The organism is Rhizobium sp. BK456 (assembly GCF_014194045.1).
In the GTDB taxonomy this organism is placed as follows: domain Bacteria; phylum Pseudomonadota; class Alphaproteobacteria; order Rhizobiales; family Rhizobiaceae; genus Rhizobium; species Rhizobium redzepovicii.
Genome location: NZ_JACIAO010000002.1, coordinates 317,436 through 343,375, shown reverse-complemented (window position 1 = coordinate 343,375; position 25,940 = coordinate 317,436). Strand labels below are relative to the sequence as shown.

Here is a 25,940-nt window from a genome sequence, read left to right as displayed (position 1 = left end):
TGGCCGGCAGCTCACTGATCGCGCCCGTGTCGATCGTCCTTGGCACCGCCCAAAGGGCCGTGGAATGATCGGAAAAACCGGCGCGGCACCTCATCGCGGGTCGAAGGACCCCACCCAAGGAGACAGACAATGACCCTCAAGACATTGACGGCGACACTCGTCGCGTCGCTTGCCTTCGCGCCGCTTGCCCATGCCGATATCACCATCGGCCTGATTGCGCCGCTGACGGGCCCCGTCGCCGCCTATGGCGACCAGGTGAAGAACGGCGCTCAGACCGCCATCGACGAGATCAACAAGAAAGGCGGCATTCTCGGCGAGAAGGTCGTCCTCGAGCTGGCCGACGATGCCGGCGAACCGAAGCAGGGCGTTTCCGCCGCCAACAAGGTCGTTGGCGACGGCATTCGCTTCGTCGTCGGCCCGGTGACCTCGGGTGTTGCGATCCCCGTTTCGGACGTTTTGGCTGAAAATGGCGTCCTGATGATCACCCCGACCGCGACCGCCCCCGACCTCACCAAGCGCGGCCTCACCAATGTGCTGCGCACCTGCGGCCGCGACGACCAGCAGGCCGAAGTCGCCGCCAAATACGTGCTGAAGAATTTCAAGGACAAGCGGATCGCCATCGTCAACGACAAGGGCGCGTATGGCAAAGGGCTTGCCGACGCCTTCAAGGCGACGCTGAACGCCGGTGGGATGACCGAAGTTGTCAATGACGCGATCACTCCCGGTGACAAGGATTTCAGCGCGCTCACCACCCGCGTCAAATCGGAAAAGGTCGACCTGGTCTATTTCGGCGGCTATCACCCGGAAGGCGGCCTGCTCGCCCGCCAGCTGCATGACCTCGCCGCCAACGCGACGATCATCGGCGGCGATGGCCTCTCCAACACCGAGTTCTGGGCGATCGGCACGGATGCGGCGGCAGGCACGCTGTTCACCAATGCCTCCGACGCCACCAAGAACCCGGATTCCAAAGCTGCCGCCGATGCGCTCGCTGCCAAGAACATCCCGGCCGAGGCCTTCACGCTCAACGCCTATGCCGCCGTCGAAGTGCTGAAAGCCGGCATCGAGAAGGCCGGCAGCGCCGAGGATGCCGAAGCCGTCGCGGCCGCGCTGAAAGACGGCAAGGAAATCCAGACCGCTATCGGCAAGGTCACCTACGGCGAAACCGGCGACCTCACCTCGCAGAGCTTCTCGCTCTACAAATGGGAAGGCGGCAAGATCGTCGCCGCTGAATAAACTATCGCTGATCGCCATCGACCGGGCGCCCCCTGTGGCGCCCGGTTTCGTTTGTGGCACTCGCTTGTGGCGGCAGATCGGCTATAAAGTTTAGGAATCGGTTGCAATGTGAGCAAGGCCATGACCAGCAAACTCGAACGCCTCATCGACCAAGGGGTCGGCCGCGTGCCGGCCGATATCGTGCTGAAGGGCGGCCGTTTCTTCGACCTCGTCACCGGCGAACTCGTCCGCTCCGATATCGCCATGGGAGCCGATCGCATCGTCGGCACCTCAGGCAATTATCAGGGCGAAACTGAGATCGACATATCGGGAAAAACAGTCGTTCCCGGCTTCATCGACACGCATCTGCACATCGAATCCTCGCTCGTCACGCCGCACGAATTCGACCGCTGCGTTCTGCCCTATGGCGTCACCACCGCGATCTGCGATCCGCACGAAATCGCCAATGTGCTCGGCGCCGCCGGCATCGAATTCTTTCTCCAGTCCGCGCTCGAGACGATCATGGACATCCGCGTCCAGCTCTCCTCCTGCGTGCCGGCAACACATCTTGAAACCTCTGGCGCCGATCTGCCGATCGAGCGCCTCCTGCCCTTCCGCCATCACCCGAAGGTCATCGGCCTTGCCGAATTCATGAATTTCCCCGGCGTGATCCACAAGGATCCCGTCTGCATGGCTAAGCTCGACGCCTTCCAAGGCGGCCATATCGACGGTCATGCACCGCTTCTGTGCGGCAACGACCTCAACGGTTATCTCGCAACCGGCATCGGCACCGAGCATGAATGTACGACCGCCACCGAGGCGCTGGAAAAGATCCGCAAGGGCATGCATATCCTCGTGCGCGAGGGGTCCGTGTCGAAGGATCTCGCTGCACTGATCCCCATCATCACCGAGCGGCTATCGCCTTATCTCGCGCTCTGCACCGACGACCGCAATCCGCTCGATATCGCCGAACAGGGCCATCTCGATCACATGATCCGCACGGCGATCGCTAACGGCGTCGAGCCGCTGGCGATCTATCGCGCCGCCTCGATCTCGGCCGCCCGTGCCTTCGGCCTCCGAGACCGCGGCCTGGTGGCGCCGGGCTGGCGCGCCGATCTCGTGGTTCTCGACAGTCTGGAAAACTGCCGTGCCGACATGGTCTTCTCCGCTGGCCGCCGCGTCACCGACGCGCTCTTTTCCACGCGCAAGCCGGTCGCTCCGATCGGCCTCGACAGCGTCAAGGCCAGACCGGTCAACGCGGCCCATTTCGGCGTGCCGGCCAGGGAGGGCGAGACATCGGTCATCGGCGTCATGCCGGGCAAGATCATCACCGAGCATCGCCGTTACCGGCTGCCCGTCAAAGGCAACGAAACGGCGGTCGATCTTGCCAACGACATCATCAAGGTCGCCGTCATCGAGCGCCACGGCAAGAACGGCAATCACGCCAACGGCTTTGTCCAGGGCTTCGGCCTGAAGAAGGGCGCGATCGCCTCCACCGTCGGCCATGACAGCCACAATATCTGCGTCGTCGGCGTCGACGAGGACGACATGGCGCGCGCCGTAAACCGCCTCACCGAAATCAAGGGCGGCTTCGTCGTCGTGGAGGGCGGCAAGGTCACGGGCGAAATCGCCCTGCCCATCGCCGGCCTGATGAGCCTTGAGCCTTACGAGACAGTCCGGGACACCCTGCACCATCTGCGCAAGGCCGCCTTCGCGCTCGGCGCCACGCTGGAAGAACCCTTCCTCCAGCTCGCCTTCCTGCCGCTGCCGGTCATCCCACACCTGAAAATATCCGACCGCGGCATGGTCGATGTGGACAAGTTCGCGCTGATCGGGTGATGGAATCCATAGCAAATTCCGCGCCAGCACCTATTTTGCGATATCGCTGGAGCAAATCATGACCAAGCTGGAACAGATTGAAAAATCCGTGACCGAACTCGACAAGCAGGAGTTCCAGGCCTTTTCAGCGTGGTTTGAAGCCCTTAAGGCCGAACGCTGGGATCGACGGATGGAAGCGGACGCCGCGAGCGGCAAGCTCGATCGTTTCGCGGAGAAGGCCTTGGCAGATTCTCGCGCCGAAAAAACAAGGCCGCTCTGAAACACCATGCAACTCCCTCCTTCTGAGTGGCCTATGACGGCTTGCGTAAGCAGATCCGGAAGCTGCCGACGAAAATTTCGATCGGCGCAAACAAGATCCCAGACATCCATCCCTGCATTTCAAGCGCGTCGGCCGCTTTTGGTTGGCACGCGTTGGCGCGTCCTGGAGAGCTTTAGCCGTCCGCGATAGCGACGACCTCATCTGGTTTTGGATCCGCTCCCATGGGGATTACGACAAACTGCTGATTGATCCTCAAAGCCGCGCACAGAACCCGTCCAGCGCCGCAAGCTTCACCAGCCCCGAAACCGACACCGCCTCGAACCCGGGCATCTCGAGCGGTTCGCCCAACACCATGCCTTCAGGCAGACGGAATTCCGCCGGTTTGCGCGTCAGGTTGAAAACGAAGAGTAGTTTTTCGCCGTCCTTTTGCCGGATAAAGACGAGCAGATCCTGATTGGTGCCGATGAAGGTCATTTCGCCGTCGATCAGTGCCGGATGGCTCTTCCGGAATGCGAGCGTCTTGCGATAGTGATGCAGCACCGAGCTGTCGCTCCCCTCCTGTGTATCCACGGAAAGTGCCGCCTGCTCGTAAGGCACCGGCAGCCAGCTCTTCTCGGCGGAGGTAAAGCCCGCATGCGCCTTGCCCGCCTCCCAGGGCATCGGCGTGCGGCATCCGTCGCGGCCTTTGAAGGCCGGCCAGAAGCGGATGCCGTAGGGGTCACGCAGATCTTCGAAGGCAAGCTCCGCCTCCGGCAGGCCGAGCTCCTCGCCTTGATAGAGGCAGATTGAACCGCGCAGCGCCGAAAGCACCGAGATTGCCAGTTTGGCGATGACGGGTCGCTCTTCCTCCGTCACCGCAAAACGGCTGACATGGCGCATGACGTCGTGATTTGAGAAAGCCCAGCAGACCCAGCCGTCTGTCACGGATTTTTGGAAAGCTTCGACGCAGCCGCGAATATGCTCGGCGGTAAAATCCGGTCCCAGCAGGTCGAAGGTGTAGCACATGTGCAGCTTGTCGCCGCCGCTCGTATAGGCCGCCACCGTCTTCAGCGAACGCGCGCCGTCGCCAACCTCGCCGACGGTGGTACGATCCTCATATTGGTCGAGCAGCACTCGGAAGCGTTTGAGGAAATCGACGTTTTCCGGCTGCGTCTTGTCATAGAGATGGTTCTGCATGCCATAGGGATTGCTGTCGGGCGCATCGAGGCCTGCATCATCCTCATCGGGCTCGTGCGGCGGATTGCTTTTGAGCTGCTTGTCGCAGAAATAATAGTTGACGGTATCCAACCGGAAGCCGTCGACGCCGCGGTCGAGCCAGAACTTCACCGTCTCCAGCACCGCATTCTGCACTTCCCTGCTATGGAAATTGAGGTCCGGCTGCGAGGTCAGGAAATTGTGCTGGTAATATTGCCGGCGCACGCCGTCCCACTCCCAGCCCGGCCCGCCGAAGATCGACAGCCAATTGTTCGGCGCGGTGCCATCCGGCTTCGGATCGGCCCAGACATACCAGTCCGCCTTCGCATTGGTCCGGCTCGTCCGGCTCTCGACGAACCAGGGATGCCGGTCCGATGTGTGCGAGATCACCTGGTCGATGACGACCTTGATGCCGAGCCTGTGCGCCTCCGCCATCATCTCGTCGAAATCGGCGAGCGTCCCGAAGATCGGGTCGACGTCGCAATAATCGGAAACATCATAGCCCATGTCGGCCATCGGCGACCTGAAGAAGGGCGAAAGCCAGATCGCGTCGACACCGAGACTGGCGATATGCGGCAGCCGGCGGGTGATCCCCTTGAGGTCGCCGAGCCCGTCGCTGTTGGTGTCCTGAAACGAGCGCGGATAGACCTGATAGATTACCGCGCCGCGCCACCAGTCCGCATTCCTGCCTGCCTGCAATGCCATCGGCTACATCTCCTGCCTCGTTAGCGCCCGCCACACTAAAGCGGACGAAACAAAAGACAACATGTGAGACCGTCATGGAGGTGCTGGAGATGTCGCAATGTGTCGTCGCGATCCAACAAAGGGGAGACGTATATAGGCTTGTCCACAACCCGTTTCCAGCCTCCGGATTTGGGGTTGCAACGCGATTCCTTTGCGATAAGGTGCGCACTGACCTGCACGTAAGAGGTCAAAATCTCGGGAACAGATGTCTAATAAAGGCGCAAAGCCTAGAAAGGTGGACCCACCATGAACCAGTTCACGAAAAAATTTCTCGCCTCCGCAATGTTTGGCACATTGCTGGCGTTTTCAGCGCATGCGGCCACGCTGAATATTCACAATGGCGGCGACCCGCAATCGCTCGATCCGCAGAAGCTGTCCGGCGACTGGGAGAATCGTATCGCCGGCGACATTTTCGAAGGCTTGGTCACGGAAGACGCCAAGGACAATCCGGTCCCCGGCCAGGCCGAAAGCTGGACGATTTCGCCTGACGGCAAAGTCTACACCTTCAAGCTTCGCGACGGCATCAAGTGGTCCGATGGCCAGCCGGTAACGGCAGGAGACTTCGTCTTCGCCTTCCAGCGCCTCGTCGACCCGAAGAACGCCGCCGATTATGCCTATCTGCAGTTCACCATCAAGAATGCCGAAAAGATCAACAAGGGTGAGATCACTGACCTCAACCAGCTCGGCGTCAAGGCGATCGACGACAAGACGCTGGAAATCACCCTCGAAAACCCGACGCCCTATTTCCTCAACGCTCTGATGCACTACACCGCCTATCCGCTGCCGAAGCACGTCGTCGAGGCGAAGGGCCAGGATTGGGTCAAGATCGGCAATATCGTCACCAACGGACCTTACAAGCCGGTCGAATGGGTTCCGGGCTCGCATGTCACCACGGTCAAGAACGACCAGTGGTACGGCACCAAGGACCTGAAGATTGACGGCGCCAAGTTCTTCGTGCTCGAGGATCAGGAAGCCGCACTGAAACGTTACCGCGCCGGCGAATTCGATATCCTGACCGATTTCCCCACCGACCAATACGAGTGGATGAAGAAGAACCTTCCGGGCCAGGCGCATGTCGCTCCCTTCTCCGGCCTCTATTACTATGTCATCAATTCGACCAAGCCGCCCTTCGCCGACAAGCGCGTTCGCCAGGCTCTCTCCATGGCGATTAACCGCGAAGTCATCGGCCCGCAGATTCTCGGCACCGGCGAACTGCCGGCCTATTCCTGGGTCCCGCCGGGCACGGCAAATTACGGCGAACCGGCCTACGTCTCCTGGAAGGATCTTCCCTATAGGGACAAGGTCGAAGAAGCCAAGAAGCTGCTGAAGGAAGCCGGTTTCGGTCCGGATCATCCGCTGACCGCCGAGCTCAAGTACAACACCAACGACAACCACAAGCGCATCGCCGTGGCGATCGCCTCGATGTGGAAGCCGCTCGGCGTTAATGTCGAACTCGTCAACGCCGAGACTAAAGTCCATTATGACCAGTTGCAGCGCGGCGAAGTGCAGATCGGCCGCGCCGGCTGGCTGGCCGACTACAACGACCCAGACAACTTCCTGAACCTCCTGGTCACAGGCGTTCAGATGAATTACGGCCGCTGGTCCAATCCTGATTACGACAAGATGATCAAGGACGGCAACGCCGAGACCGATCTCGCCAAGCGCGCCGCAATCTTCAAGAAAGCCGAACAGCTGGCGCTGGACGATTCCGCCGCCCTTCCGATCTACTATTATGTTTCGAAGAACGTCGTCTCACCGAAGATCGAAGGTTTCGTCGATAACATTCAGGACATCCACCGCACCCGCTGGCTGTCGATGAAAGAGTAAGGGAAAACGGTCCTTGCCGCGCTCTGCGGCAAGGACCGGCCCACGACCATGATCAAATACGCCCTCCGTCGCCTGCTATCGACGATCCCGGTTCTGTGGATCGCCGTCACAGCCTGTTTTTTCGTTTTGCGCCTTGCCCCCGGCGGCCCCTTCGATGGCGAAAGGCCATTGCCGCCGGTGATCCTGAAAAATCTCGCGGTTCATTACAATCTCGATAAGCCGCTGATTCAGCAGTACCTGATCTATGTCGGTGACCTGCTGCGGGGCGATCTCGGCCCCTCCTTCGCCAGCGAGGATTTTTCCGTGGCCCAGCAGATCATGATCGGTCTGCCCTATACCTTCACCATCGGTACCGCCGCCTTCCTGATCGCCATCATCGTCGGCATCGCCGTCGGCTGCCTTGGGGCGCTCTACCAGAATAAGACGCCGGACTATATTCTCGGCGCCCTTATCCTGGTCGGTGTCGTGCTGCCGAACTTCCTGATCGCGCCCATCCTGCAATTGATCTTCGGCATCCACCTCGCCTGGTTTCCGGTCGGCGGTTGGGGTGACGGCTCAATCAAATACTTGATCCTGCCGATTGTCGTTCTGGCCCTGCCGCATGCAGGCCGCATCTCGCGCATCACCCGCGGTTCGATGATCGAAGTGATGAACCAGAACTTCATCCGCACGGCCAAGGCCAAGGGCATCGGCCCGCGGCTGACGGTGATGCGCCATGCGCTGAAGCCCGCGCTCATGCCTGTCGTTTCCTATCTCGGTCCGGCGGCAAGCTACCTTCTCACCGGCTCGCTGGTTGTCGAGAGCATCTTCGGATTGCCCGGCATCGGCCGCTATTTCGTCAACGCAGCGCTGAACCGCGACTACGGCATGGTTCTCGGTACGGTCATCTTCTACATGGTGTTGATCGTGTTTCTGAACCTTCTAGTCGACATCGCCTATGCCTGGCTGGACCCGAAAGTGAGAAACCGATGATCCTCAACCCCGCAAAACGCGAATTGCTTGCTGAGGAGCTTCTGGAGGCGGAAGGCCTCGCACCTGAAGGCCGCTCGCTCACCAGGGATGCGCTCCGCCGCCTCGGGCGTAACAAGGCGGCCGTTCTGTCAATCGCCGTCCTGGCGCTGTTGGTCCTCGCCGCCTTCCTCGGCCCCTGGTTCATTCCCTTCAATTACGAGGATCCGGACTGGGCCGCCTTCCGCATCCCGCCGTCGATCGAGACCGGCCATTATTTCGGCACCGACCCGAACGGGCGCGACCTGCTTGCCCGCGTGCTCTACGGCACTCGCGTTTCGCTGGCCGTAGCGCTGACGGCAACCGTCGTCTCGGTCGTCATCGGCGTGCTCTACGGCGCCATATCCGGCTATATCGGCGGCAGACTCGACGCGATCATGATGCGCTTCGTCGATATCATGTATGCGCTTCCCTATATCCTCTTCGTCATCCTGCTGATGGTGATCTTCGGCCGCAACGTCTATCTGCTCTTTGCCGCCATCGGCGCGCTGGAGTGGCTGACCATGGCCCGCATCGTGCGCGGCCAGACACTGTCGATCAAGCATCGAGAATTCATCGAGGCGGCCCGTGCCTCCGGCCAGCGGCCATTCAAGATCATCGTCAAGCACATCATTCCGAACCTCGTCGGACCGGTAGTCATTTTCGCGGCGCTGACCGTGCCTGAAATCATCGCCACCGAAAGCTTCCTGTCCTATCTCGGCTTCGGCGTGCAGGAACCGCTGACCTCGCTCGGCACCCTGATCGCCGAGGGCACCGACGCCATGGAAAGCATGCCCTGGCTGCTGATCTTTCCGGCAAGCTTCCTCGTGGCCCTGCTGCTCAGTCTGCTCTTCATCGGCGACGGCCTGCGCGACGCGTTCGACCCGAAGGATCGCTAAGAATGCCCTACGAAACACAAAAAGACATCCTCCTCGAACTCAAGAATTATTCGATCACCTTCAAAACGCCGGATGGAGAGGTGAAGGCGGTCTCGAACATGAACCTCACCGTCCGGCCCGGCGAACGCGTTGCCATTGTCGGCGAATCCGGTTCGGGTAAGAGCCAGACCTTCCTGGGCATCATGGGCCTTCTCGCCAAGAACGGGAGAACGACTGGACAGGCGCTGCTCGAAGGCAGGGATGTACTGTCGTTGAAACCGCGCGAGCTCGACCAGATCCGCGGCAAGGACATGGCGATGGTCTTCCAAGACCCGATGACCGCCTTGAATCCCTCGCTCAAGATTTCACGGCAGCTGACCGAACAGCTTGAGGTTCACCGCGGCCTGACGGCTCGCGCCGCATCGGACGCTGCCCTCGACATGCTGAAACGCGTCGGCATCCCCGACCCGACGCGGCGCTTTCACCTCTATCCGCATGAACTCTCAGGCGGCATGCGCCAGCGCATCGTCATTGCCATGGCGCTGCTCACCAAACCGAAGCTGCTCATCGCCGACGAGCCGACGACGGCGCTCGACGTCACCATCCAGGCGCAGATCCTCGATCTCTTCAACGACCTGACGGCGGAGATGAACACGGCCCTGATCATGATCACCCACGATCTCGGCGTCGTCGCCGGCCTCGCCGACCGCGTCGCCGTCATGTATGCCGGCCGCATCGTCGAGGAGGCGCCCGTCGACGAGCTCTTCGACAATCCCGCCCATCCCTATACGGCGGCGCTGCACGCCTCGATCCCACGCCCGGATCAGGATGTCGACGAGCTCGTCGTCATCCCCGGGCGCCCGCCGAACCTGCAGCACCTGCCGAAAGGCTGCAATTTCTCGCCGCGCTGTTCGCAGGTCCAGGACGATTGCATCGACCGTCCGCCGCCGCTCGAAACCCTGGCACCGCGCCACTGCGCCGCCTGCTACCACCCGTTCCCGCGTCGTGAGGAGTTGCTGAACCATGGCTGACCGATCGCTGCTAAGGGTCGAGAACCTGACGACCCAGTTCGAATTGCCGGCAAAGGGCTTGTTCAAGCCGCCGATTTTCCTCACCGCCGTCAACAATGTCAGCTTCGATCTCGCCGAAGGCCGCACCCTCGGCGTCGTCGGTGAATCCGGCTGCGGCAAGTCGACGCTCGGCCGCTCCATCCTACGGCTGTTGAAATCGCAAAAGGGCCGCATCCTATGGCAGGGCCGCAATCTTCTCGACCTCTCGGAGGAGGAAATGCGCGCCGCCCGCCGCGACATGCAGATCATATTCCAGGATCCGATCGCCTCGCTCGACCCGCGCATGACCGTTGGAGACATCATCGCCGAACCGCTCACCGTTTTCGAGCCGAAGCTTTCCAAGGCCGAGCGCACCGAACGTGTCCGCGAGATCATGACCGCCGTCGGGCTGGTGCCGGAGATGATCAACCGCTATCCCCACGAATTCTCCGGCGGCCAGGCGCAACGCATCGGCATTGCCCGCGCCGTCGTCACCAAACCGAAGCTGATCATCTGCGACGAGCCGGTTTCGGCCCTCGACGTCTCGATCCAGGGCCAGGTGATTACGCTTCTGCGTAAACTGCGCAAGGAGTTCGGCCTGACGCTGATCTTCATCAGCCACGACCTTTCCGTCGTCCGCCTGATCTCCGACGATGTGCTGGTGCTCTATCTCGGCCGAGTGGTAGAGGCAGGCGACTGCGCCACCGTCTTCGACCATCCCGCCCATCCCTATACGCAGGCGCTCTTTTCCGCAGCACCGATCCCGGATCCGAAGCTTGCGCGCCTGCGCACCCGCATCCGCCTGCAGGGCGATCCGCCCTCGCCGCTCAACCCACCGAAAGGCTGTGTCTTCTCGCCGCGCTGCTGGAAGGCGACCGATATCTGTCGCACCGAAATGCCGCCGACCGAGGAGGTCCGTCCCGGCCAGAAGGCAGCCTGCTATCATATGGACAGGCCAATGAGCGGCGACGCAATCTCAGGATGAAGCGCTTGGAAAAGCGGACTTATTTTGGGTTCTAAAGTCCCCGATAAGAAAGATTTATCTGAGCACGTGCTAACTGTTTCCCGCCCAATCATGGGTTAGGGGAACGCATATATGAAATCGAGACTATCGGGATTGATCGCAGTTGCATCTGCGATCATCGCTGCCTCCGCCATTTCGGCACAGGCCGAAGATCTGAAGTTCAAGCTCACTAACGGCACCGACTCCGTCCTGACGCGCTTCTACAGCTCGCCGACCGGCGTCGCCGACTGGGAGGAAGACGTCTTCGGCGAAGACGTTCTCGATCCGGGCGAAAGCATCGATATCACCATCGCCGATGGCCGCACCGTCTGCAAATACGATATGCGCTTCGAGTTCGAGGAAGGCTCAAACCTCGCGACCACCGAAGATACGCAGGATCTTTGCCAGATGGGCAGCTACACCATCCACGAATAAGCAGCCCCCGCCGCCGCCCGCCTTCGCCATGTTCGCGAAGGCGGGCTTTTACCTCCTGCGATATCGGCATCCATATATCAACGCTTGTCACTCCGCCTGGCTCCGCGTATCAGCGATAAAGAGCAGTGCCGGGAGGACAAGGTGAGCAGACGGTTTCTATCGATCGGTGAATGCATGGTGGAACTCTCGCAGGCAGGCGACGGCCTGCTGCGCAAAGGTTTCGCCGGCGATACTTTCAACACCGCCTGGTATGCCCGCGCCTGCCTTGGCCCCGACTGGTCGGTCGATTATTTTACGGCGCTTGGCGACGACGCCATGTCGGATGAAATGGTGGCCTTCATCGACAAGGCGGGCATCGGCACAAGCCTCATCCGCCGCATCAGGGGTAAAACGCCCGGCCTTTACATGATCAATCTGAAGAACGGCGAACGCTCCTTCAGCTACTGGCGCGACAGTTCGGCCGCCCGCAGCCTGGCCGCCGATCCCGACAGCCTGCGCGAGGCGGTGGAGAGCGCTGACCTCGTCTATTTCTCCGGCATCACCCTTGCCATCCTGCCGCAGGAGGACGCGGCAACGCTGCTCGCCGAAATCCGCCGCGCCAAGGCCGCCGGCAAGCTTGTGGTGTTCGACCCGAACATCCGGCCCCGCCTGTGGTCGAGCTATGACATCATGCACGCGACGATCAGCGAGGGCGCACGCTCCTCCGTCCTCATCATGCCGAGCTTCGACGACGAAGCCGCCCATTTCGGTGACGATTCCATTGAAGCGACGGTCCACCGCTATCGCGCGCTGGGCGCTGTCCATATCGTCGTCAAGAATGGCGCGGACGGGGTCAGGCTGAATTTCGCCGGCGAGGAGAGCTTCGTTCCGGCCGAGAAGGTCGAGCAAGTGGTCGATACCACCAGTGCCGGCGACAGCTTCAACGGCGCCTTCCTTGCGCACTATCTGGAAACAGCGGATGCGACCGCCGCCGCCCGCTTCGCCGCAGGCGTCGCAGCCCGTGTCGTCAGCGAACACGGCGCATTGGTGGCAAAGGAAAAACTCGGATTGGATGGCGGCTAAGCCCGCGCATAGAAATTCGGTACGAATGCCATGTACGAGGCGCTCCCCCGCCTCCTCGGCTGACCCGTTAAAATGGGTAGGACCTCAGGACTTCGTCGGCCGATCGGTCTCGCGAACCGCCTCGTCATGGTACCAGCAACTGTCAAGCGCCGCGTCGCAAATATCGGCGGCCTCGCGCTCCATCAGCTTGGCGCGTTCGAACCGGCTGGCGGCCCGCGGCGGCTTGACAGGAAACTGATAGATCGTTGCGGATTCACGATGGAAACCGGTGGGCATGAGATCGCCTCCATTCAGTTCGGCGCATCGACATTTAACGCCAGGACCATAACACGATGCACATAGTTTATGCAAATTGCACAAATTATATGCATATCCATATTATGATTGATCGATATGCTGTCTCCAGCGAAAGCGCCCGCCTATTTGTTCAACACTTCATCACGCCAGGCTAACGCCGAAATTTTCATCCGGTTCCAAGCGGAAAACTCAGTTTCCTGCTGATGATACGGCCTTCAGCCGTCAAAACGGGGTGGTTTTTGCAAAAGCAAAATTCATCCCGACCGGCTGACCTGCGATTTTTCTTGTCCCGGCGGCCGAACTGGCACGCTACGTGCTTTTGAAGGTGCATCCCCTGGCGGTTGGGTGCGCTTGCGCGCCGAGATCGTCTCCGGATTTGCTCACCTTCGTAGCATTGAGAGAGTCACGATGACAAAATATAAGCTCGAGTATATTTGGCTCGATGGGTACACTCCGGTACCGAACCTGCGTGGCAAGACGCAGATCAAGGAATTCGACGTATTCCCGACGCTGGAACAGCTTCCGCTCTGGGGCTTCGACGGTTCGTCGACCATGCAGGCCGAAGGCCGCAGCTCCGATTGCGTGCTGAAGCCGGTCGCCATCTATCCCGACCCGGCTCGCACCAACGGCGCGCTCGTCATGTGCGAAGTCATGATGCCTGATGGCGTCACGCCGCACCCGAGCAACGCTCGCGCGACCATTCTCGACGATGAAGATGCATGGTTCGGCTTCGAACAGGAATACTTCTTCTACCAGAACGGCCGTCCGCTCGGCTTCCCCGAGCAGGGCTACCCGGCTCCGCAGGGCCCCTACTACACCGGCGTCGGCTATTCGAACGTCGGCGACGTCGCCCGCGAAATCGTCGAAGAACATCTCGACCTCTGCCTGGCTGCCGGCATCAACCACGAAGGCATCAATGCCGAAGTGGCCAAGGGCCAGTGGGAATTCCAGATTTTCGGCAAGGGCTCCAAGAAGGCCGCCGACCAGATCTGGATGGCACGCTACCTGCTGCAGCGCCTGACCGAAAAATACGGCATCGACATCGAGTATCACTGCAAGCCGCTCGGCGACACCGACTGGAACGGTTCGGGCATGCATTGCAACTTCTCGACCAAGTACATGCGCGAAGTCGGCGGCAAGGCCTATTTCGAAGCACTGATGGCGCAGTTCGAAAAGAACCTGATGGACCACATCGACGTTTACGGTCCTGACAACGACAAGCGCCTGACCGGCAAGCACGAAACGGCTCCGTGGAACAAGTTCTCCTACGGCGTTGCCGACCGTGGCGCCTCGATCCGCGTCCCGCATTCCTTCGTCAAGAACGACTACAAGGGCTATCTGGAAGATCGCCGCCCGAACTCGCAGGGCTGCCCCTACCAGATCGCTTCCCAGGTTCTGAAGACGATTTCGGAAGTTCCGACTGCAAGCTCGGCTTCCGCTGCCGCTTAACCTCCCAAACGGCGCCGGTCCACGACCGGCGCCGTCCTTCTTTCCGCATGAAAACCGCGATCGGCCGCTGACATATTCGCGAGGATCGAGCCGCTGAAAGGCCTGCAAGCGCGGGCATGCGGCTGTAATATTTCCATCATGGTCATGCCTCAAAATAGGCAAGCGGGAATCGCCGTTCCGGAACCCCGCTTTGGGGTTGAGCGTTGGCATATCGATGCAACGCGGATGGAAATCGTGACATGCTGCAACGTCCGGCAAACACTCATCACAGCGAGAGCTGGGCCAATGCCACAGCCGCCGGCAACCTGCCCGAACGGTTGGTGATCATCACCGATGCCTGGCATCCGCAAGTCAACGGCGTTGTGCGCTCGATCGAGAACACCAATCGCGAGCTGGCCAAGATGGGCGTGGCTGTTTCCATGGTGACGCCGGAGCGCTTCAACAGCATCCCGTGCCCGACTTATCCCGAGATCCGCCTGTCGATCGCCAATTACCGCCGCATCGCCCGTGAGATCGAAAAACACAATCCCTCCTACGTGCATATCGCCACGGAAGGGCCGCTGGGGCTGACTGCCCGCCGCTGGTGCCTGCGCAAGGGCATGCCCTTCTCCACCAGCTACCACACGCGCTTTCCCGAATATGTTTCCGCCCGCCTGCCGATTCCGCAAAGCTGGCTTTATGCCTTCGTGCGCTGGTTCCATAATGGCGGCGCCGGCTGCATGGTCGCCACCCCGAGTCTTGCTCGCGAGCTTTCGTCACGCGGCATCAAGAACCTGATGCCCTGGACCCGGGGTATCGACGCCACGCAATTCCATCCCATGCCGCTTGAGGAACAGCCATTCGGCCTTCCGCGCCCGATCTTCATGACAGTCGGGCGCGTGGCGCTGGAGAAGAACCTACCGGCCTTTCTCGATCTCGACCTGCCCGGTTCGAAGGTAGTGGTCGGCGACGGCCCGGCACGAGCCGAACTGGAGCAGCGCTATCCCGATGTGCACTTTACCGGTGTGAAGTTCGGCGAGGATCTGGCCAAAGCCTATGCCCAGGCCGATGTCTTCGTCTTTCCCTCGCTCACCGACACGTTCGGCAACACGATCCTTGAAGCGCTGGCATCGGGTGTCCCGGTCGCCGCCTATCCGGTCACCGGCCCGCTCGATATCATCGGCGAAGACAGCGAGGTCGGCGCGCTCGACCAGAACCTGCAAGCCGCCTGCCTTGCCGCCCTCTCCGCCTCGCGCATCAAGGCGCGCGAGCTTGCCATGCAATATTCCTGGGAAGCGGCGACGCTGCAGTTCATCAACAATATCCGCGCCGCCAACGGCGTCATTACGCCGAAATGGAAAAAGGCCTGGCAGTTTGCCAAATCGCTGCCTAGAACCAGAAAGCCTGGCGAAACCGCCGGGCCTCTCCCCTCCGCAGACTGATCTCCCCTGCTCGTGCCGTTCCCGACGGCAATCGCGCTGCGCGCAGCAGATATTTCGGCGATGGCGTTCAAAGGCACAAAATCGTGGATCGTGCCGTTGTAGCGCATCGACGTGACGCGAACGCCGGCGAGCGACCACGACGCGGCGGATCTCACCCCGCTACAGGCCGATATCGTGGCGCTGCGCGAAGCGCAGGATAAGAGCGCGGCTTAGGTTCAGGACGACCGACATAGGGTGCGCATGAGGCGCCCCCTCTGCCTTGACGGGCATTTCCTCACAAGTGGGGAGATCGGCTGGGGTACCCGCTTGCTCCAACATCGATTGTTCGGGGAGATACTATCCGCCGGCGATCTCCACCCTTGTGGGGGAGATGCCCGGCAGGGCAGAGGGGGGTGCCCCTGGCCCCGGCAACGCCCCCAAAATAACCCTATGTCCGTCTCTTCTTGCCTTCGAACGGATTCTCAGCTGAACGGAAATGAATACGGATCGGCACGCTCGGCATGTCGAAATCGGCGCGCAAGCCGTTGATCAGATAGCGCGTATAGGATTCCGGCAGTGCGTCCGAACGGGTGCAGGAGATCATGAAGGCCGGCGGGCGGGCCTTGACCTGCGTCATGTATTTCAGCTTGATCCGGCGGCCGGACACGGCCGGTGGCGGATGCTGGATCTGCTGCGTTTCCAGCCAGCGATTAAGCTTCGCCGTCGAAATGCGCTTGTTCCAGACCCTGTCCGTGTCGATGATCGACTGCATCAGCTTGTCGAGCCCCCAGCCGGTTTGGCCGGAGATCGGCACGGCGCGGATGCCGCGCGCCTGCGGCAGCAGCCGGTCGGTCTTTTCGCGGAGATCCGCAAGCACTGCCTGCCGGTCTTCGATCATGTCCCACTTGTTGAAGGCGAGCACGGCCGCGCGGCCTTCGCGCAGCACGAGATCGACGATCTGCAGATCCTGCTTCTCGAAAGGGATCGTCGCGTCGAAGACGATGACGACGGTTTCGGCAAAACGGATGGCGCGCAGCGCGTCGGCGACGGAAAGCTTCTCCAGCTTCTCGGTCACCCGCGCCTTGCGGCGCATGCCTGCGGTATCGAACATTTTGATGGTGCGGCCGCGCCAATCCCATTCGACTGAAATGGAATCGCGGGTGATGCCTGCCTCCGGCCCGGTCAAAAGCCGGTCCTCGCCGAGGAAACGGTTGATCAGCGTCGACTTTCCGGCATTCGGCCGGCCGACGATCGCCACCCGGAGCGGCTTGGTGTCGTCATAGACGGGCTCTTCGTCCTCGTCGTCGCCTTCACCCGCGGCCTCGGAAATATCGACGTTGGTGACGGCGACATCCTCCTTGGCATAGGCGCGATCCTTGCCGATCGCCTCGACGATCGCGTCCCGCAGATCGAGCATGCCCTCGCCGTGTTCGGCCGAAATCGGTGTCGGCTCGCCGAGCCCGAGCGTATAAGCGTCATAGAAGCCGCTGTCGGAGCCGCGCGCTTCGGATTTATTGGCGACCAGCACCACCGGCTTGCCGCGCCGGCGCAGCATTTCGGCAAGCGCGGTGTCGACGGGCGTCAGTCCGTTCTTGGCATCGACGACGAAAAGCGAAAGATCGGCCTCGTCGATTGCCGCTTCCGTCTGGGCGCGCATCCGGCCCTGCAGGCTTTCTTCGTCGGCCTCTTCCAGACCGGCCGTGTCGATAATGGTAAAGGTCAGGCCCATCAGCCGCGCATCGCCCGGCCGGCGGTCGCGGGTCACGCCTGGCGTGTCGTCGACAAGCGCCAGCTTCTTTCCCACCAGGCGGTTGAAAAGCGTCGACTTGCCGACATTCGGACGACCGACGATCGCGACCGTGAAACTCATTCTTTTTCCTTAAAACTCAGCCCTGCGCGGCGGGCGCCTTGCCGGATGCGGTAATGAGATCAAGCATCATATGAGCGCGATTGGTAACATTGCGCGGGCTGTCGGTATCGTCGACGATTGACTGGAACCATTGCCGCGCCTGCGCCATGTTGCCGGCCTTATAAGAAGCAAGGCCGAGCGCTTCGCGTGCCGAATGACGGAAGGCGTTGCCCGGCACGGCCATTTCCTCGATCGCGGCCGAAACCTGTTCGTAGGAGCCGTTTTCGATCAGCAGCCAGCCGGCCCGCATTTTTGCGGCATCGCGCACGGCGGCCGGAACGCCATTATCCTTGCCGATCTCGTTGAAGGCGGCGATCGCCGTGGCAGCGTCGCCCTTCTGCGCCTGAACGGTCGCCGCCCGCATGCGCGCCAGCACCGGATAGGCGCCATGGCCTTCCTTTTCCAGCTTATCGAGCGCGGCCAGCGCTTCGTCGTTCTTGTTCTCGTCGGCAAGCTTCATCGCCGCCAGGAACTGGTCGCCGGCACCGGAGGAGCGGGTATCGTCCCAATATTCATAGAGAACCTTGCCGGCGGTGCCGACGACGATCAGGATGGCGACGACGATGATATAGCGGCCAAAGCGGCGCCAGACACCCTTCATCTGGTCGGACCGCAATTCCTCATTGACTTCACGGATGAAGCTGTCGTCGTTGAATGCCATTCTCGTCTCCGGCCGCGGAAATACCCAATACTATGCAAGATGCATATTGCCGGGCCTTCTACCCCATTTTGCCGCAGTTGTAAGGGGGATATGAAAGATTCGTTACATCACAAGCGGCGAAACGCCGATCAGCCATTCGTGCAGCTTCCAGATGATCAGCGCCCAGACGACGATGCCGATGACGATCGCATAGAGATCGTATTTGGCTGACACGAACGGCCGGAGCACGATCTCGCCCGCCCGCTGCCGCCGTTTCAGCGAAATGCGCAGGATGACGCCCCAGGCGAGAAAGGCTGCAAACAGCAGCACCGACGACGTCTCGCCATTGGCGAGCAGATGCGCCAGCGCCCAGATCTTCACCGACAGCACCATCGGATGTTTGGTCTTGGTCGCAATGTGCCCCGCCGGCAGCAGCGAGGCGACCAGACAGATCATCGCGATCAGCATCAAGGTAATGGTGATATGCGCCATCCAGACCGGCGGATTGTAAAGCACGCCGGTCACCTGCCGGGCCTGGCCGAATCCGTAGATCAACAGGATCAGCGTGGCGAGACTCGCGACGGAATAAGCCGCTCGCCAGCCCTTCTCGCCAAGGCTTGCGATCATCGAGGCGCGGAAGCCGGGGGCGACCACCCGCAAAAGATGCACCCCGAGGAAAAGTATGATGCCGACGATAAGCAATGCCATGGCGGATCCCTTCCGTGCCGTTTGTCATGGCTTAGCGGCTAGCGGGAAAAAATACCAGTTGAGACCGCAGCTTCGCCGCAATTCTATCGGAGGGAAACCGCGAACAAATTGTCGCGGTGCCCATGTCTCGTCCTCTCCTCTCCGCCTGTCTGGCTGCCTCCTTCATTCTGCCTGTCACGGCAGAGGCGGCCGACCGGCCGAAACAGCTGGTCATCATCTCTTTCGACGGCGCCCACGACAATGCGCTCTGGCTGAAAAGCCGCGAGATGGCGGCAAAGAACGGCGCCCATTTCACCTATTTCCTCTCCTGCACCTTCCTGATGAACGAGGCGGCGAAGAAGGCCTACCAGGCGCCGCACCAGAGACGCGGAAAGTCCAATGTCGGCTTCGCCCAGAGCGACGACGAAATCCGCGAACGCCTCGGCAATATCTGGCATGCCCATCTCGAAGGTCACGACATATCGAGCCACGCCTGCGGCCATTTCGATGGCCGCGAATGGAGCGAGGCCGACTGGTCGGCCGAATACGCCACCTTCCACACAACCCTGAAGAATGCCTGGAAAGGCGTCGGTCTGGACGAGCCGGCCGGCTGGCGGGATCTGGTCGATCATGGCATCAAGGGTTTCCGCGCCCCCTACCTCTCCGCGACCGCGGGCGACGACATGATCGCCGCCGAAAAGAAGGCGGGCTTCAGCTATGACGCGAGCCTCGTCACCAAAGGCCCGGCTATGCCTGTCGAGGAGGACGGCATTATCCGCTTCGGCCTGCCGCTGATCCCTGAAGGCCCAAGCGAAAAACCGATCATCGGCATGGACTACAATCTCTTCGTGCGCCACTCCAAGGGCGAGGAAGACAGCGCGGATTCGAAAGAATTCGAGGACCGCGCCTATGCCGCCTTCTCCCAAGCCTTCGACCGCCAGTACAACGGCAACCGCATCCCGCTCCAGCTTGGCTTCCACTTCGTCGAGATGAACGGCGGCGCCTACTGGCGCGCCCTCGACCGGCTGGTCGGCGACGTCTGCCACCGAGAGGACGTCGCCTGTGTCAGCTATTCCGAAGCGATCCCGATGATCGAGGCGCGGGGGAGATTGCAGCAGACGTCGGGGCTGTGACAGTACTTTTCGAGACTGAGACGAGGTGCCGTGCGGCCCCGTCATCCGCTTGCCGGCACCTTCTCCGCGCTCGGCGCGCTAGGGAAAAGGGATAAGCCGCAGAATTTCGACTCCCTCTTCTCCCCTCGGGGAGAAGGCGCCCGTAGGGCGGATGACGGGGCGACACGGCAGGTGAGGTATTTCCCGTTGCCGCCTGCCTCCCCATCGGACAATCTCACCCATCAGCCATCCGCGTGTACGGCGCCGGCTTCACGCTCCAGATAGCGCTGATCGATCTCCGGCAACGGCTCATCATCGATTGCCGCCTCGAAGGCCTTCAGGCGTTTGTGGATGGAAAGTAGCTCGATAATCGTCGTCCAGGCGTTGACGAGATACTGGAATGAGTTGCTGACCTGACCGAAGGCGGTCGAAATCTGCTGGAAGATGCCATAGGTGATGGCGCCGGCCACGATCGTCGGCACCAGCATGAAGATGACGAAGAGCGCGTCCGCCTGACTGTAGAAATTGCGGGCGACGTTAAAATACATGTAGTGAAAATACATCCGGTAATAGTTGCGACGAACATTGTCGAAGAGTTCGCGCACCGTCAGTGGCTGGGCCCTTTCCGCATGGTCTTCGCCGTAGACGAGTTCCTTGCGATAGGCCGCTTCAACGCGCTGATTGCGGAAGTTCAGACCCGGCAGCTTGATGCCGACAACCGCCAGCAGCACGGTGCCGAAAGCCGACCAAAAGAGCGCTAGCCAGAAGAGCGAATTCGCCACCGGTCCGATGACCGGCAGCGCGGTCACGTAATGCGAGAGCGCCAGCAGGATCGGGAGGAAGACGACAAGCGTCATCACCGAGTTGATGAGGCTGATGCCGAGCACTTCGAGCGTGCTTGCAAAACGCATCGTATCTTCCTGAACGCGCTGTGAGGCGCCCTCGATATGGCGCAGCTTTTCCCACTTCGACATGTAGAAATTGTTCATCGCCGTGCGCCAGCGGAAGATGTAGTGGCTGGTGAAGAAGTCGGTCATGATCGACACGAACATGCTGAGAAATGCGATCTGACAGAAGACCCACATCAGGTCGTAGAAATTATCGACGCTAATGCCCGGCTGCTTCGACAATGCGTTCTGCAAAAGATCGCCGAACGGCCGGCGCCAGTTGTTGATCACGACGGTAATCTGGACGCCGAAATAGGTCACGAAGATGATGAGTGCCGAACCCCAGATCGACCACAGCTTCCAGGGATGGTGCAGCGCCTTCAGATGCCATGCGCCGCAGAAGATCACCGCCGAAAGAAAGAAATAGCTATAGAACCAGAGGTTTTCGGGCAGCAGGAAGAACGAAAGATCGATCGGCTGCTGGTCTTCCGGAACAGGTCCATAACCGAGCGATACACCGAGATGAGCGGCGAACAGATACCAGCCGGCGATGCAAATCAGGGTCCAAATGACGAGCGAAGTAAAAAACGCCTTCGGCTGGGGAAAAAAGGAATGAAACACGGGGAGCTTTGCTTTCCTGAACTGTGAGTCTCGGGAGTGTCGTCGAACACTGATTGTGCCGGAAACTAAGGCAGTTCGAAGGAAGCAGCAATGGGTTTAGCCGATTGTTACGCAGATGTAACGGGTTAAGCGATTTTCTTGATCACCGGCATCACCAGTCCCGCGCAGGCAACGAGTGCCGCCGCAGCAATCACCGTCGGAACGGTGAAACTGCCCGAGCGTTCGGCGATCCAGCCGGCAACGACAGGCCCGACGATCTGGCCGACACCGAAGGCGGCCGTCATCATCGCCAGGATCCGCCGCGGGCTTTCGGGGGAAAGCTTGCGGCCGATCTGCAGCCCGTAAGCGGTGATCGCCAGGAAGGTCGCCCCGAACAGCGCCCCGCCGATCAGCGGTGCGGCAGAGTGCGGCAGCATGACGGTTGCGAGTACGCCGGCCGCTTCAACCAGAACTGATGCGACATAGACGCCCCCGAGCCCGAGCGGCCTGACCAGCGGCTTCCAGGCAAACAGCGCCACCGCCGACGTCAGGCCGGCGATGAACCAGCAGAGAAATTCGACAAAGGCACCCGTGGCGGACAGACGGGCGATGGTGACGAGGAAGGTCGCGGTGATCACATAGCCGAAGCCGAACAGGCCGTAGGACAGCGTGATCAGCACCATCGGCCGGCTCCAGACGAGGGCCGGCTCTTTGCCCGCGCGCCCCGATTGCGCCGGCGCCGACGGCAAGAGCAGGAAGACTATGACGAGGCTTGCCGCGCAGTAGAGCGCGCCGCCGATCCAGTCGGCGCGCCAGCTGTCCGGGCGGCCGTGAAAGCCGAGGCCGATGAGAAACACCATGATCGAGGACAGCGCGATCCCCGCTCCCGGCCCGCCGAAATGCGCTGCCTGCACATGGTCGTTGCCGGCGGAAGCCCCGTGGCTGAGCACGATCGATGAGGTGAAGACCATCGCAAAGGCGCTGGCGAGGCCGGCCAGGAACCGGATGACGGCAAAGACTGCGACGGAATTTGTGGCGGCCATGGCGGCGAGCAGGATTGCGGTCGCAAGCAGTGCCGAGAGCGCCACCAGCCGTTCGCGCCCCGCCGCCCAGCCATAGGCGGCAAGCACGGCGCCGACGAGATAACCGACGAAATTCGCCGAAGCGATAAAACCGGCATCCGCCGCCGAAAGCGGCACGCCACTCATCATGCCGGGCAGGATCGGCGTGTAGGAGAAACGCCCGAAGCCCATGGCCGCCGCCATCGCAACGGCGCCGGCAGCGGCAGTGGAAACAAGGTTCGGCGGGGAATGACGGATGCGCTCAAGCATGCAGCGCTTATCGCGCCGCAGCACCTGCGCGACAATCAAGTAATTCTGATCGGTCGATCAATTTCCGGAAACATGAAAAATTCCTCGCCTCCCTTGAAAGCAATTATCTTACGATATATGTTTTAAGACATAGCCAACGATACATCCAACGATGAAAGGAAAAGTCATGAGAGGTTTTAAAGGCGGCATGTTCGGCGACGCTTTCCGCATGGGCCGCAAATTTGCGGCCGGCGATCTGCAGCTCGTCATTCTGGCGCTGCTCGCTGAGCAACCCCGCCACGGCTATGAATTGATAAAGTTGCTGGAGGAACGCTCCGGCGGCTTCTACGTGCCGAGCCCCGGCGTTATCTACCCGGCGCTCACCTATCTCGAGGAAACCGGTCTTGCCGAGGTGGAGAACGAGGGCACCAAGAAACTCTACAGCATCACCGACGCCGGCCGCCGCCGCGTCGAGGAAAACCGCGACATGATCCTGCACACACTCGCCAAGCTGGAACGCATCGGTGAGAAGATGGCCTATGTGAAGCGCGTCTTCGAAACCGACCGCCACGGCGCCGACGAGGGTGACGACGGCGATTTCATGCAGGACGGCGGCGATATCCGCGCCGCTCGCATGCTGCTGCGCTCGGCACTGCGCATGCGTTATCCCTGGTCAAAGCCCGAGGCCGCCCGCATTGCCGACATACTGGAACGTGCGGCGACGGAAATCCTGCAGGGCGGCAGGCCGCAAACGCGGGGGTGAAGACGGGTGATGCCAAGGTACAAGGATGAGGCGCTCGAGGATACCGCACTGGTGCCCAAGAGGGCCTCATCCTGAAGCGCCCCGCAGGAGCCTCGAAGGACGGGACGGGTGCACCGATGCCGGATGAATGCAAGAAGCGACGTTGTGGCGTACTTCGAGGCTCCGCCCTACGGGCTGCGCACCTCAGCATGAGGAACGTTGGTGGATGCCGCGCTTGTAGTAGCGGGCGTTGCAGGATGCCGTGCCGACACTCAAGCCCCCTGAGATGCCGCCGCCTACACTCAAGAGAGCCTCATCCCGAGGTGCCCCGCAGGGGCCTCGAAGGACGGGGCGGGCGCACTGATGCCGGATGAATGCAAGAAGCGAAGTTGCAGTATGATCATTCGAGGCTCCGCCCCACGGGCTGCGCACCTCGGCGTAAGGAGCGTCGGAGGATGCCGCACGTAAGGGAGCTCCGCCTCTGCGCGTTTCCCTACGCCCGCCCGTCCGGCAAAGTCAGAATCACCGGCCCGTTGCGCGTTGCCACAACCGTATGTTCATATTGAACGGTCGGCGCCTTCGGATCGGCATAAAGCGTCCATGCATCGTCGCCGCCTTCCGCCCAGGTCGCGCCGAGCGACAGGAAAGGCTCGACGGTAAAGACGAGCCCATCCGTCATGACGCGTTTTTCCGAAGGGTCCGGCCAGGTCGAGAGTTCGGCCGGCTCCTCGTGAAGCGAGCGGCCGACACCATGGCTCGCCAGATTGGCGACCAGCGTATAGCGGTTCTTCTGCGCGAAGGCGCCGACGGCGGTGCCGATCTTTGCCAACGGCTCGCCCGATTTCACCTGATTGAGCCCGACCCAGAGCGCACGCTTGCCATCACGGCAGAGCTTGTCGATCTTCGGCTTAACCGGCGGCATCGCGAAGGAAGCGCCGGTATCGGCAAAGAAGCCGTCCTTCTCAGCCGAGACGTCGATGTTGACGAGGTCGCCGGCGCGGATGACGCGCGGCCCGGGAATGCCGTGGGCGATTTCCTCATTGACGCTGATGCATGTCGCACCCGGAAACTGGTAGCAGAACTCCGGCGCCGAGCGCGCGCCCGAATCCTCGAGCACCTTACGGCCGATCCGGTCGAGCTCCAGCGTCGTCATGCCGGGCTCCATCGCCGCCGCCATCACCTGGATGGCGTTGGCGCAGATCCGGCCGATCTCCTTGAGCTTTGTCAGTTCGTCGTCGTTTGCGATAACCATTCGTCTGTTCCGGCTTTGCGCAGGGGCGACCGCAGCCGCCTTGGTTAGGCGGTGGCTTTCGCCCCTTCGCCGCTTTCAGTCAATGCCTTTCTGACGATCGGCGCGACTTTCGTCCCGTAGAGCTCGATGCCGCGCATGATCTCGGCATGCGGCATCAGGCCGATCGCCATCTGCAGCAGGAAGCGGTCGTTCTTGAAGAGTGCGTGATGGGCGATAATCTTTTCGGCGACCACCTCGGGATCCCCAACGAAGAGCGCACCGTTCGGTCCGCGCGACATGTCGAACTGTGCCCGGCTCGTCGGCCCCCAGCCGCGCTCGCGGCCGATGCGGTTCATAACTTCGGCCTGCGGCCCGTAAAACTGCTCCGCTGCCGCCGTCGTCGTATCGGCGATGAACCCGTGGACATTGATGCTGGTCTTCAGCTTGGCCTGATCCTGCCCGGCTCGGCGCGCGGCCTCCCGGTAGAGATCGAAGAGTGGCGCGAAACGGCGCGGCTCGCCACCGATGATCGCCAGCGCCACCGGCAGACCGAGCGCACCCGCCCGCGCCACCGACTGCGGCGTGCCGCCAACGGCGATCCACAGCGGCAGCGGATCCTGCAACGGCCTGGGATAGACGCCGCGCCCCCGGATCGACGCGCGGAGCTCGCCGCTCCAGTCGACCGTCTCGCCGTCACGCAGCGCCAAAAGCAGATCGAGCTTCTCTTCGAAAAGCTGGTCGTAATCCTCGAGATTGTAGCCGAACAGCGGGAAGGACTCGATGAAGGAGCCGCGCCCCGCCATGATCTCGGCCCGGCCGTTCGAAATCAAATCCAGCGTCGAAAACTGCTGGAAGACGCGCACCGGATCATCGGAGGAAAGCACAGTGACGGCGCTGGTCAGCCGGATGTTTTTCGTCTTGACGGCCGCCGCCGCCAGCGCGACGGCAGGCGCCGACGCCGCATAATCCGGCCGATGATGTTCGCCGAGCCCGAAGACATCGAGCCCAACTTGATCGGCAAGCTCGATCTCCTCGATCAGATGCTTCAGCCGTTCAGCCCCTTCCGCACCCTTGCTGCGGGAGGGATTGGGATTGACATCCGCAAACGTATAAAGACCCAGTTCCATCGTCGGCATCCTGTTGAATTCCGCCCGGAGATAAGGATCGCCGAGACCGAGCGCAAATAC

The 25,940-nt window shown here is 61.3% G+C and carries 23 protein-coding genes and 1 pseudogene; 14 read left to right on the top strand and 10 right to left on the bottom strand.

Annotated features, from left to right (window positions below; all coding sequences use genetic code 11):
- Window positions 1-129 precede the first annotated feature (129 nt).
- The 3 genes from FHX03_RS07900 to FHX03_RS07890 all read left to right on the top strand — a co-directional run bounded on the left by FHX03_RS07900 (window position 130) and on the right by FHX03_RS07890 (window position 3,310).
- The gene (locus FHX03_RS07900) at window positions 130-1,233 is read left to right on the top strand and encodes a branched-chain amino acid ABC transporter substrate-binding protein (protein WP_183853198.1); all 1,104 of its coding nucleotides are present in this window, start codon (window positions 130-132) and stop codon (window positions 1,231-1,233) included.
- Between the two features lie 120 nt (window positions 1,234-1,353).
- Window positions 1,354-3,051 (top strand): adenine deaminase, encoded by a 1,698-nt coding sequence (gene ade, locus FHX03_RS07895; protein WP_183853196.1) that lies wholly within the window; start codon window positions 1,354-1,356, stop codon window positions 3,049-3,051.
- Window positions 3,052-3,109: 58 nt separating this feature from the next.
- A complete protein-coding gene (locus tag FHX03_RS07890; protein ID WP_183853194.1) occupies window positions 3,110-3,310 on the top strand; it encodes a hypothetical protein in 201 nt (66 codons plus the stop codon).
- A gap of 252 nt (window positions 3,311-3,562) precedes the next feature.
- On the opposite strand, the gene FHX03_RS07885 is transcribed toward FHX03_RS07890, so the two are convergent.
- Window positions 3,563-5,209, bottom strand: coding sequence for an alpha-glucosidase family protein (locus tag FHX03_RS07885; RefSeq protein ID WP_183853193.1), 1,647 nt, complete (start codon window positions 5,207-5,209; stop codon window positions 3,563-3,565).
- Between the two features lie 285 nt (window positions 5,210-5,494).
- Between FHX03_RS07885 and FHX03_RS07880 the strand changes: the two genes are divergently transcribed.
- The 7 genes from FHX03_RS07880 to FHX03_RS07850 all read left to right on the top strand — a co-directional run bounded on the left by FHX03_RS07880 (window position 5,495) and on the right by FHX03_RS07850 (window position 12,489).
- Complete coding sequence (locus tag FHX03_RS07880; RefSeq protein ID WP_183853191.1) at window positions 5,495-7,075, top strand: peptide ABC transporter substrate-binding protein; 1,581 nt, start codon at window positions 5,495-5,497, stop codon at window positions 7,073-7,075.
- 48 nt (window positions 7,076-7,123) lie between these two features.
- The gene (locus tag FHX03_RS07875) at window positions 7,124-8,047 is read left to right on the top strand and encodes an ABC transporter permease subunit (RefSeq protein ID WP_071087984.1); all 924 of its coding nucleotides are present in this window, start codon (window positions 7,124-7,126) and stop codon (window positions 8,045-8,047) included.
- Entirely contained in the window at window positions 8,044-8,961 is a 918-nt protein-coding gene (locus tag FHX03_RS07870; protein WP_097626606.1) for an ABC transporter permease, read from the top strand. The genes FHX03_RS07875 and FHX03_RS07870 overlap by 4 nt, the downstream gene beginning before the upstream one ends.
- Window positions 8,962-8,963: 2 nt before the next feature.
- Window positions 8,964-9,971, top strand: coding sequence for an ABC transporter ATP-binding protein (locus tag FHX03_RS07865; RefSeq protein WP_097626604.1), 1,008 nt, complete (start codon window positions 8,964-8,966; stop codon window positions 9,969-9,971).
- Window positions 9,964-10,974: an ABC transporter ATP-binding protein gene (locus FHX03_RS07860; RefSeq protein ID WP_097626602.1), complete on the top strand. Its 1,011-nt coding sequence runs from the start codon at window positions 9,964-9,966 to the stop codon at window positions 10,972-10,974. The genes FHX03_RS07865 and FHX03_RS07860 overlap by 8 nt, the downstream gene beginning before the upstream one ends.
- Window positions 10,975-11,085: 111 nt before the next feature.
- Window positions 11,086-11,427 carry a hypothetical protein gene (locus FHX03_RS07855; RefSeq protein ID WP_097626600.1) on the top strand — a complete coding sequence of 114 codons (342 nt, stop codon included), beginning with the start codon at window positions 11,086-11,088 and terminating at the stop codon, window positions 11,425-11,427.
- Window positions 11,428-11,568: 141 nt separating this feature from the next.
- On the top strand, window positions 11,569-12,489 hold the full coding sequence (locus tag FHX03_RS07850) for a sugar kinase (protein WP_097626598.1): 921 nt from the start codon (window positions 11,569-11,571) through the stop codon (window positions 12,487-12,489).
- A gap of 84 nt (window positions 12,490-12,573) precedes the next feature.
- Here the strand turns inward: FHX03_RS07850 and gstI are convergent, their stop codons facing one another.
- A complete protein-coding gene (gstI, locus tag FHX03_RS07845; RefSeq protein WP_097626596.1) occupies window positions 12,574-12,765 on the bottom strand; it encodes a glutamine synthetase translation inhibitor GstI in 192 nt (63 codons plus the stop codon).
- A gap of 429 nt (window positions 12,766-13,194) precedes the next feature.
- On the opposite strand from gstI, the gene FHX03_RS07840 reads away from it, so the two are divergent.
- Both FHX03_RS07840 and FHX03_RS07835 read left to right on the top strand, forming a co-directional pair.
- Window positions 13,195-14,235, top strand: coding sequence for a glutamine synthetase beta-grasp domain-containing protein (locus FHX03_RS07840; RefSeq protein WP_088936412.1), 1,041 nt, complete (start codon window positions 13,195-13,197; stop codon window positions 14,233-14,235).
- A 239-nt stretch (window positions 14,236-14,474) separates the two neighbouring features.
- Window positions 14,475-15,656: a glycosyltransferase family 4 protein gene (locus tag FHX03_RS07835; RefSeq protein ID WP_183853189.1), complete on the top strand. Its 1,182-nt coding sequence runs from the start codon at window positions 14,475-14,477 to the stop codon at window positions 15,654-15,656.
- Between the two features lie 5 nt (window positions 15,657-15,661).
- Here the strand turns inward: FHX03_RS07835 and FHX03_RS07830 are convergent.
- The 4 genes and pseudogenes from FHX03_RS07830 to FHX03_RS07815 all read right to left on the bottom strand — a co-directional run.
- Window positions 15,662-15,793 (bottom strand): annotated as a pseudogene (locus tag FHX03_RS07830) (lipase); the annotation flags it as partial.
- 290 nt (window positions 15,794-16,083) lie between these two features.
- Window positions 16,084-17,505, bottom strand: a complete 1,422-nt coding sequence (gene der / locus FHX03_RS07825) for a ribosome biogenesis GTPase Der (RefSeq protein ID WP_097626592.1) — start codon at window positions 17,503-17,505, stop codon at window positions 16,084-16,086.
- A 16-nt stretch (window positions 17,506-17,521) separates the two neighbouring features.
- Window positions 17,522-18,205: a tetratricopeptide repeat protein gene (locus FHX03_RS07820; protein WP_097626590.1), complete on the bottom strand. Its 684-nt coding sequence runs from the start codon at window positions 18,203-18,205 to the stop codon at window positions 17,522-17,524.
- A 102-nt stretch (window positions 18,206-18,307) separates the two neighbouring features.
- Entirely contained in the window at window positions 18,308-18,892 is a 585-nt protein-coding gene (locus FHX03_RS07815; RefSeq protein ID WP_097626588.1) for an NnrU family protein, read from the bottom strand.
- Window positions 18,893-19,014: 122 nt separating this feature from the next.
- Between FHX03_RS07815 and FHX03_RS07810 the strand changes: the two genes are divergently transcribed.
- Entirely contained in the window at window positions 19,015-20,004 is a 990-nt protein-coding gene (locus tag FHX03_RS07810) for a polysaccharide deacetylase (protein ID WP_183853187.1), read from the top strand.
- A gap of 221 nt (window positions 20,005-20,225) precedes the next feature.
- On the opposite strand, the gene sbmA is transcribed toward FHX03_RS07810, so the two are convergent.
- Window positions 20,226-21,491 carry a peptide antibiotic transporter SbmA gene (gene sbmA / locus FHX03_RS07805; protein ID WP_183777578.1) on the bottom strand — a complete coding sequence of 422 codons (1,266 nt, stop codon included), beginning with the start codon at window positions 21,489-21,491 and terminating at the stop codon, window positions 20,226-20,228.
- Window positions 21,492-21,616: 125 nt separating this feature from the next.
- The gene (locus FHX03_RS07800; protein ID WP_183853185.1) at window positions 21,617-22,801 is read right to left on the bottom strand and encodes a YbfB/YjiJ family MFS transporter; all 1,185 of its coding nucleotides are present in this window, start codon (window positions 22,799-22,801) and stop codon (window positions 21,617-21,619) included.
- A 166-nt stretch (window positions 22,802-22,967) separates the two neighbouring features.
- On the opposite strand from FHX03_RS07800, the gene FHX03_RS07795 reads away from it, so the two are divergent.
- Complete coding sequence (locus tag FHX03_RS07795; RefSeq protein WP_183853183.1) at window positions 22,968-23,543, top strand: PadR family transcriptional regulator; 576 nt, start codon at window positions 22,968-22,970, stop codon at window positions 23,541-23,543.
- 472 nt (window positions 23,544-24,015) lie between these two features.
- Here the strand turns inward: FHX03_RS07795 and map are convergent, their stop codons facing one another.
- Both map and FHX03_RS07785 read right to left on the bottom strand, forming a co-directional pair.
- Window positions 24,016-24,774, bottom strand: a complete 759-nt coding sequence (map, locus tag FHX03_RS07790) for a type I methionyl aminopeptidase (RefSeq protein WP_012558559.1) — start codon at window positions 24,772-24,774, stop codon at window positions 24,016-24,018.
- Window positions 24,775-24,818: 44 nt separating this feature from the next.
- Window positions 24,819-25,880 (bottom strand): LLM class flavin-dependent oxidoreductase, encoded by a 1,062-nt coding sequence (locus FHX03_RS07785; protein WP_183777576.1) that lies wholly within the window; start codon window positions 25,878-25,880, stop codon window positions 24,819-24,821.
- Between the last annotated feature and the right edge of the window lie 60 nt (window positions 25,881-25,940).

What these genes read in the sequence shown, in the direction of transcription:
- FHX03_RS07900 (WP_183853198.1), top strand. Translation starts at nt 130, where the DNA reads ATGACCCTCAAGACATTGACGGCGACACTCGTCGCGTCGCTTGCCTTC.
- ade (WP_183853196.1), top strand. Translation starts at nt 1,354, where the DNA reads ATGACCAGCAAACTCGAACGCCTCATCGACCAAGGGGTCGGCCGCGTG.
- FHX03_RS07890 (WP_183853194.1), top strand. Translation starts at nt 3,110, where the DNA reads ATGACCAAGCTGGAACAGATTGAAAAATCCGTGACCGAACTCGACAAG.
- FHX03_RS07885 (WP_183853193.1), bottom strand. Translation starts at nt 5,209, where the DNA reads ATGGCATTGCAGGCAGGCAGGAATGCGGACTGGTGGCGCGGCGCGGTA.
- FHX03_RS07880 (WP_183853191.1), top strand. Translation starts at nt 5,495, where the DNA reads ATGAACCAGTTCACGAAAAAATTTCTCGCCTCCGCAATGTTTGGCACA.
- FHX03_RS07875 (WP_071087984.1), top strand. Translation starts at nt 7,124, where the DNA reads ATGATCAAATACGCCCTCCGTCGCCTGCTATCGACGATCCCGGTTCTG.
- FHX03_RS07870 (WP_097626606.1), top strand. Translation starts at nt 8,044, where the DNA reads ATGATCCTCAACCCCGCAAAACGCGAATTGCTTGCTGAGGAGCTTCTG.
- FHX03_RS07865 (WP_097626604.1), top strand. Translation starts at nt 8,964, where the DNA reads ATGCCCTACGAAACACAAAAAGACATCCTCCTCGAACTCAAGAATTAT.
- FHX03_RS07860 (WP_097626602.1), top strand. Translation starts at nt 9,964, where the DNA reads ATGGCTGACCGATCGCTGCTAAGGGTCGAGAACCTGACGACCCAGTTC.
- FHX03_RS07855 (WP_097626600.1), top strand. Translation starts at nt 11,086, where the DNA reads ATGAAATCGAGACTATCGGGATTGATCGCAGTTGCATCTGCGATCATC.
- gstI (WP_097626596.1), bottom strand. Translation starts at nt 12,765, where the DNA reads ATGCCCACCGGTTTCCATCGTGAATCCGCAACGATCTATCAGTTTCCT.
- FHX03_RS07840 (WP_088936412.1), top strand. Translation starts at nt 13,195, where the DNA reads ATGACAAAATATAAGCTCGAGTATATTTGGCTCGATGGGTACACTCCG.
- FHX03_RS07835 (WP_183853189.1), top strand. Translation starts at nt 14,475, where the DNA reads ATGCTGCAACGTCCGGCAAACACTCATCACAGCGAGAGCTGGGCCAAT.
- der (WP_097626592.1), bottom strand. Translation starts at nt 17,505, where the DNA reads ATGAGTTTCACGGTCGCGATCGTCGGTCGTCCGAATGTCGGCAAGTCG.
- FHX03_RS07820 (WP_097626590.1), bottom strand. Translation starts at nt 18,205, where the DNA reads ATGGCATTCAACGACGACAGCTTCATCCGTGAAGTCAATGAGGAATTG.
- FHX03_RS07815 (WP_097626588.1), bottom strand. Translation starts at nt 18,892, where the DNA reads ATGGCATTGCTTATCGTCGGCATCATACTTTTCCTCGGGGTGCATCTT.
- FHX03_RS07810 (WP_183853187.1), top strand. Translation starts at nt 19,015, where the DNA reads ATGTCTCGTCCTCTCCTCTCCGCCTGTCTGGCTGCCTCCTTCATTCTG.
- FHX03_RS07800 (WP_183853185.1), bottom strand. Translation starts at nt 22,801, where the DNA reads ATGCTTGAGCGCATCCGTCATTCCCCGCCGAACCTTGTTTCCACTGCC.
- FHX03_RS07795 (WP_183853183.1), top strand. Translation starts at nt 22,968, where the DNA reads ATGAGAGGTTTTAAAGGCGGCATGTTCGGCGACGCTTTCCGCATGGGC.
- map (WP_012558559.1), bottom strand. Translation starts at nt 24,774, where the DNA reads ATGGTTATCGCAAACGACGACGAACTGACAAAGCTCAAGGAGATCGGC.
- FHX03_RS07785 (WP_183777576.1), bottom strand. Translation starts at nt 25,880, where the DNA reads ATGGAACTGGGTCTTTATACGTTTGCGGATGTCAATCCCAATCCCTCC.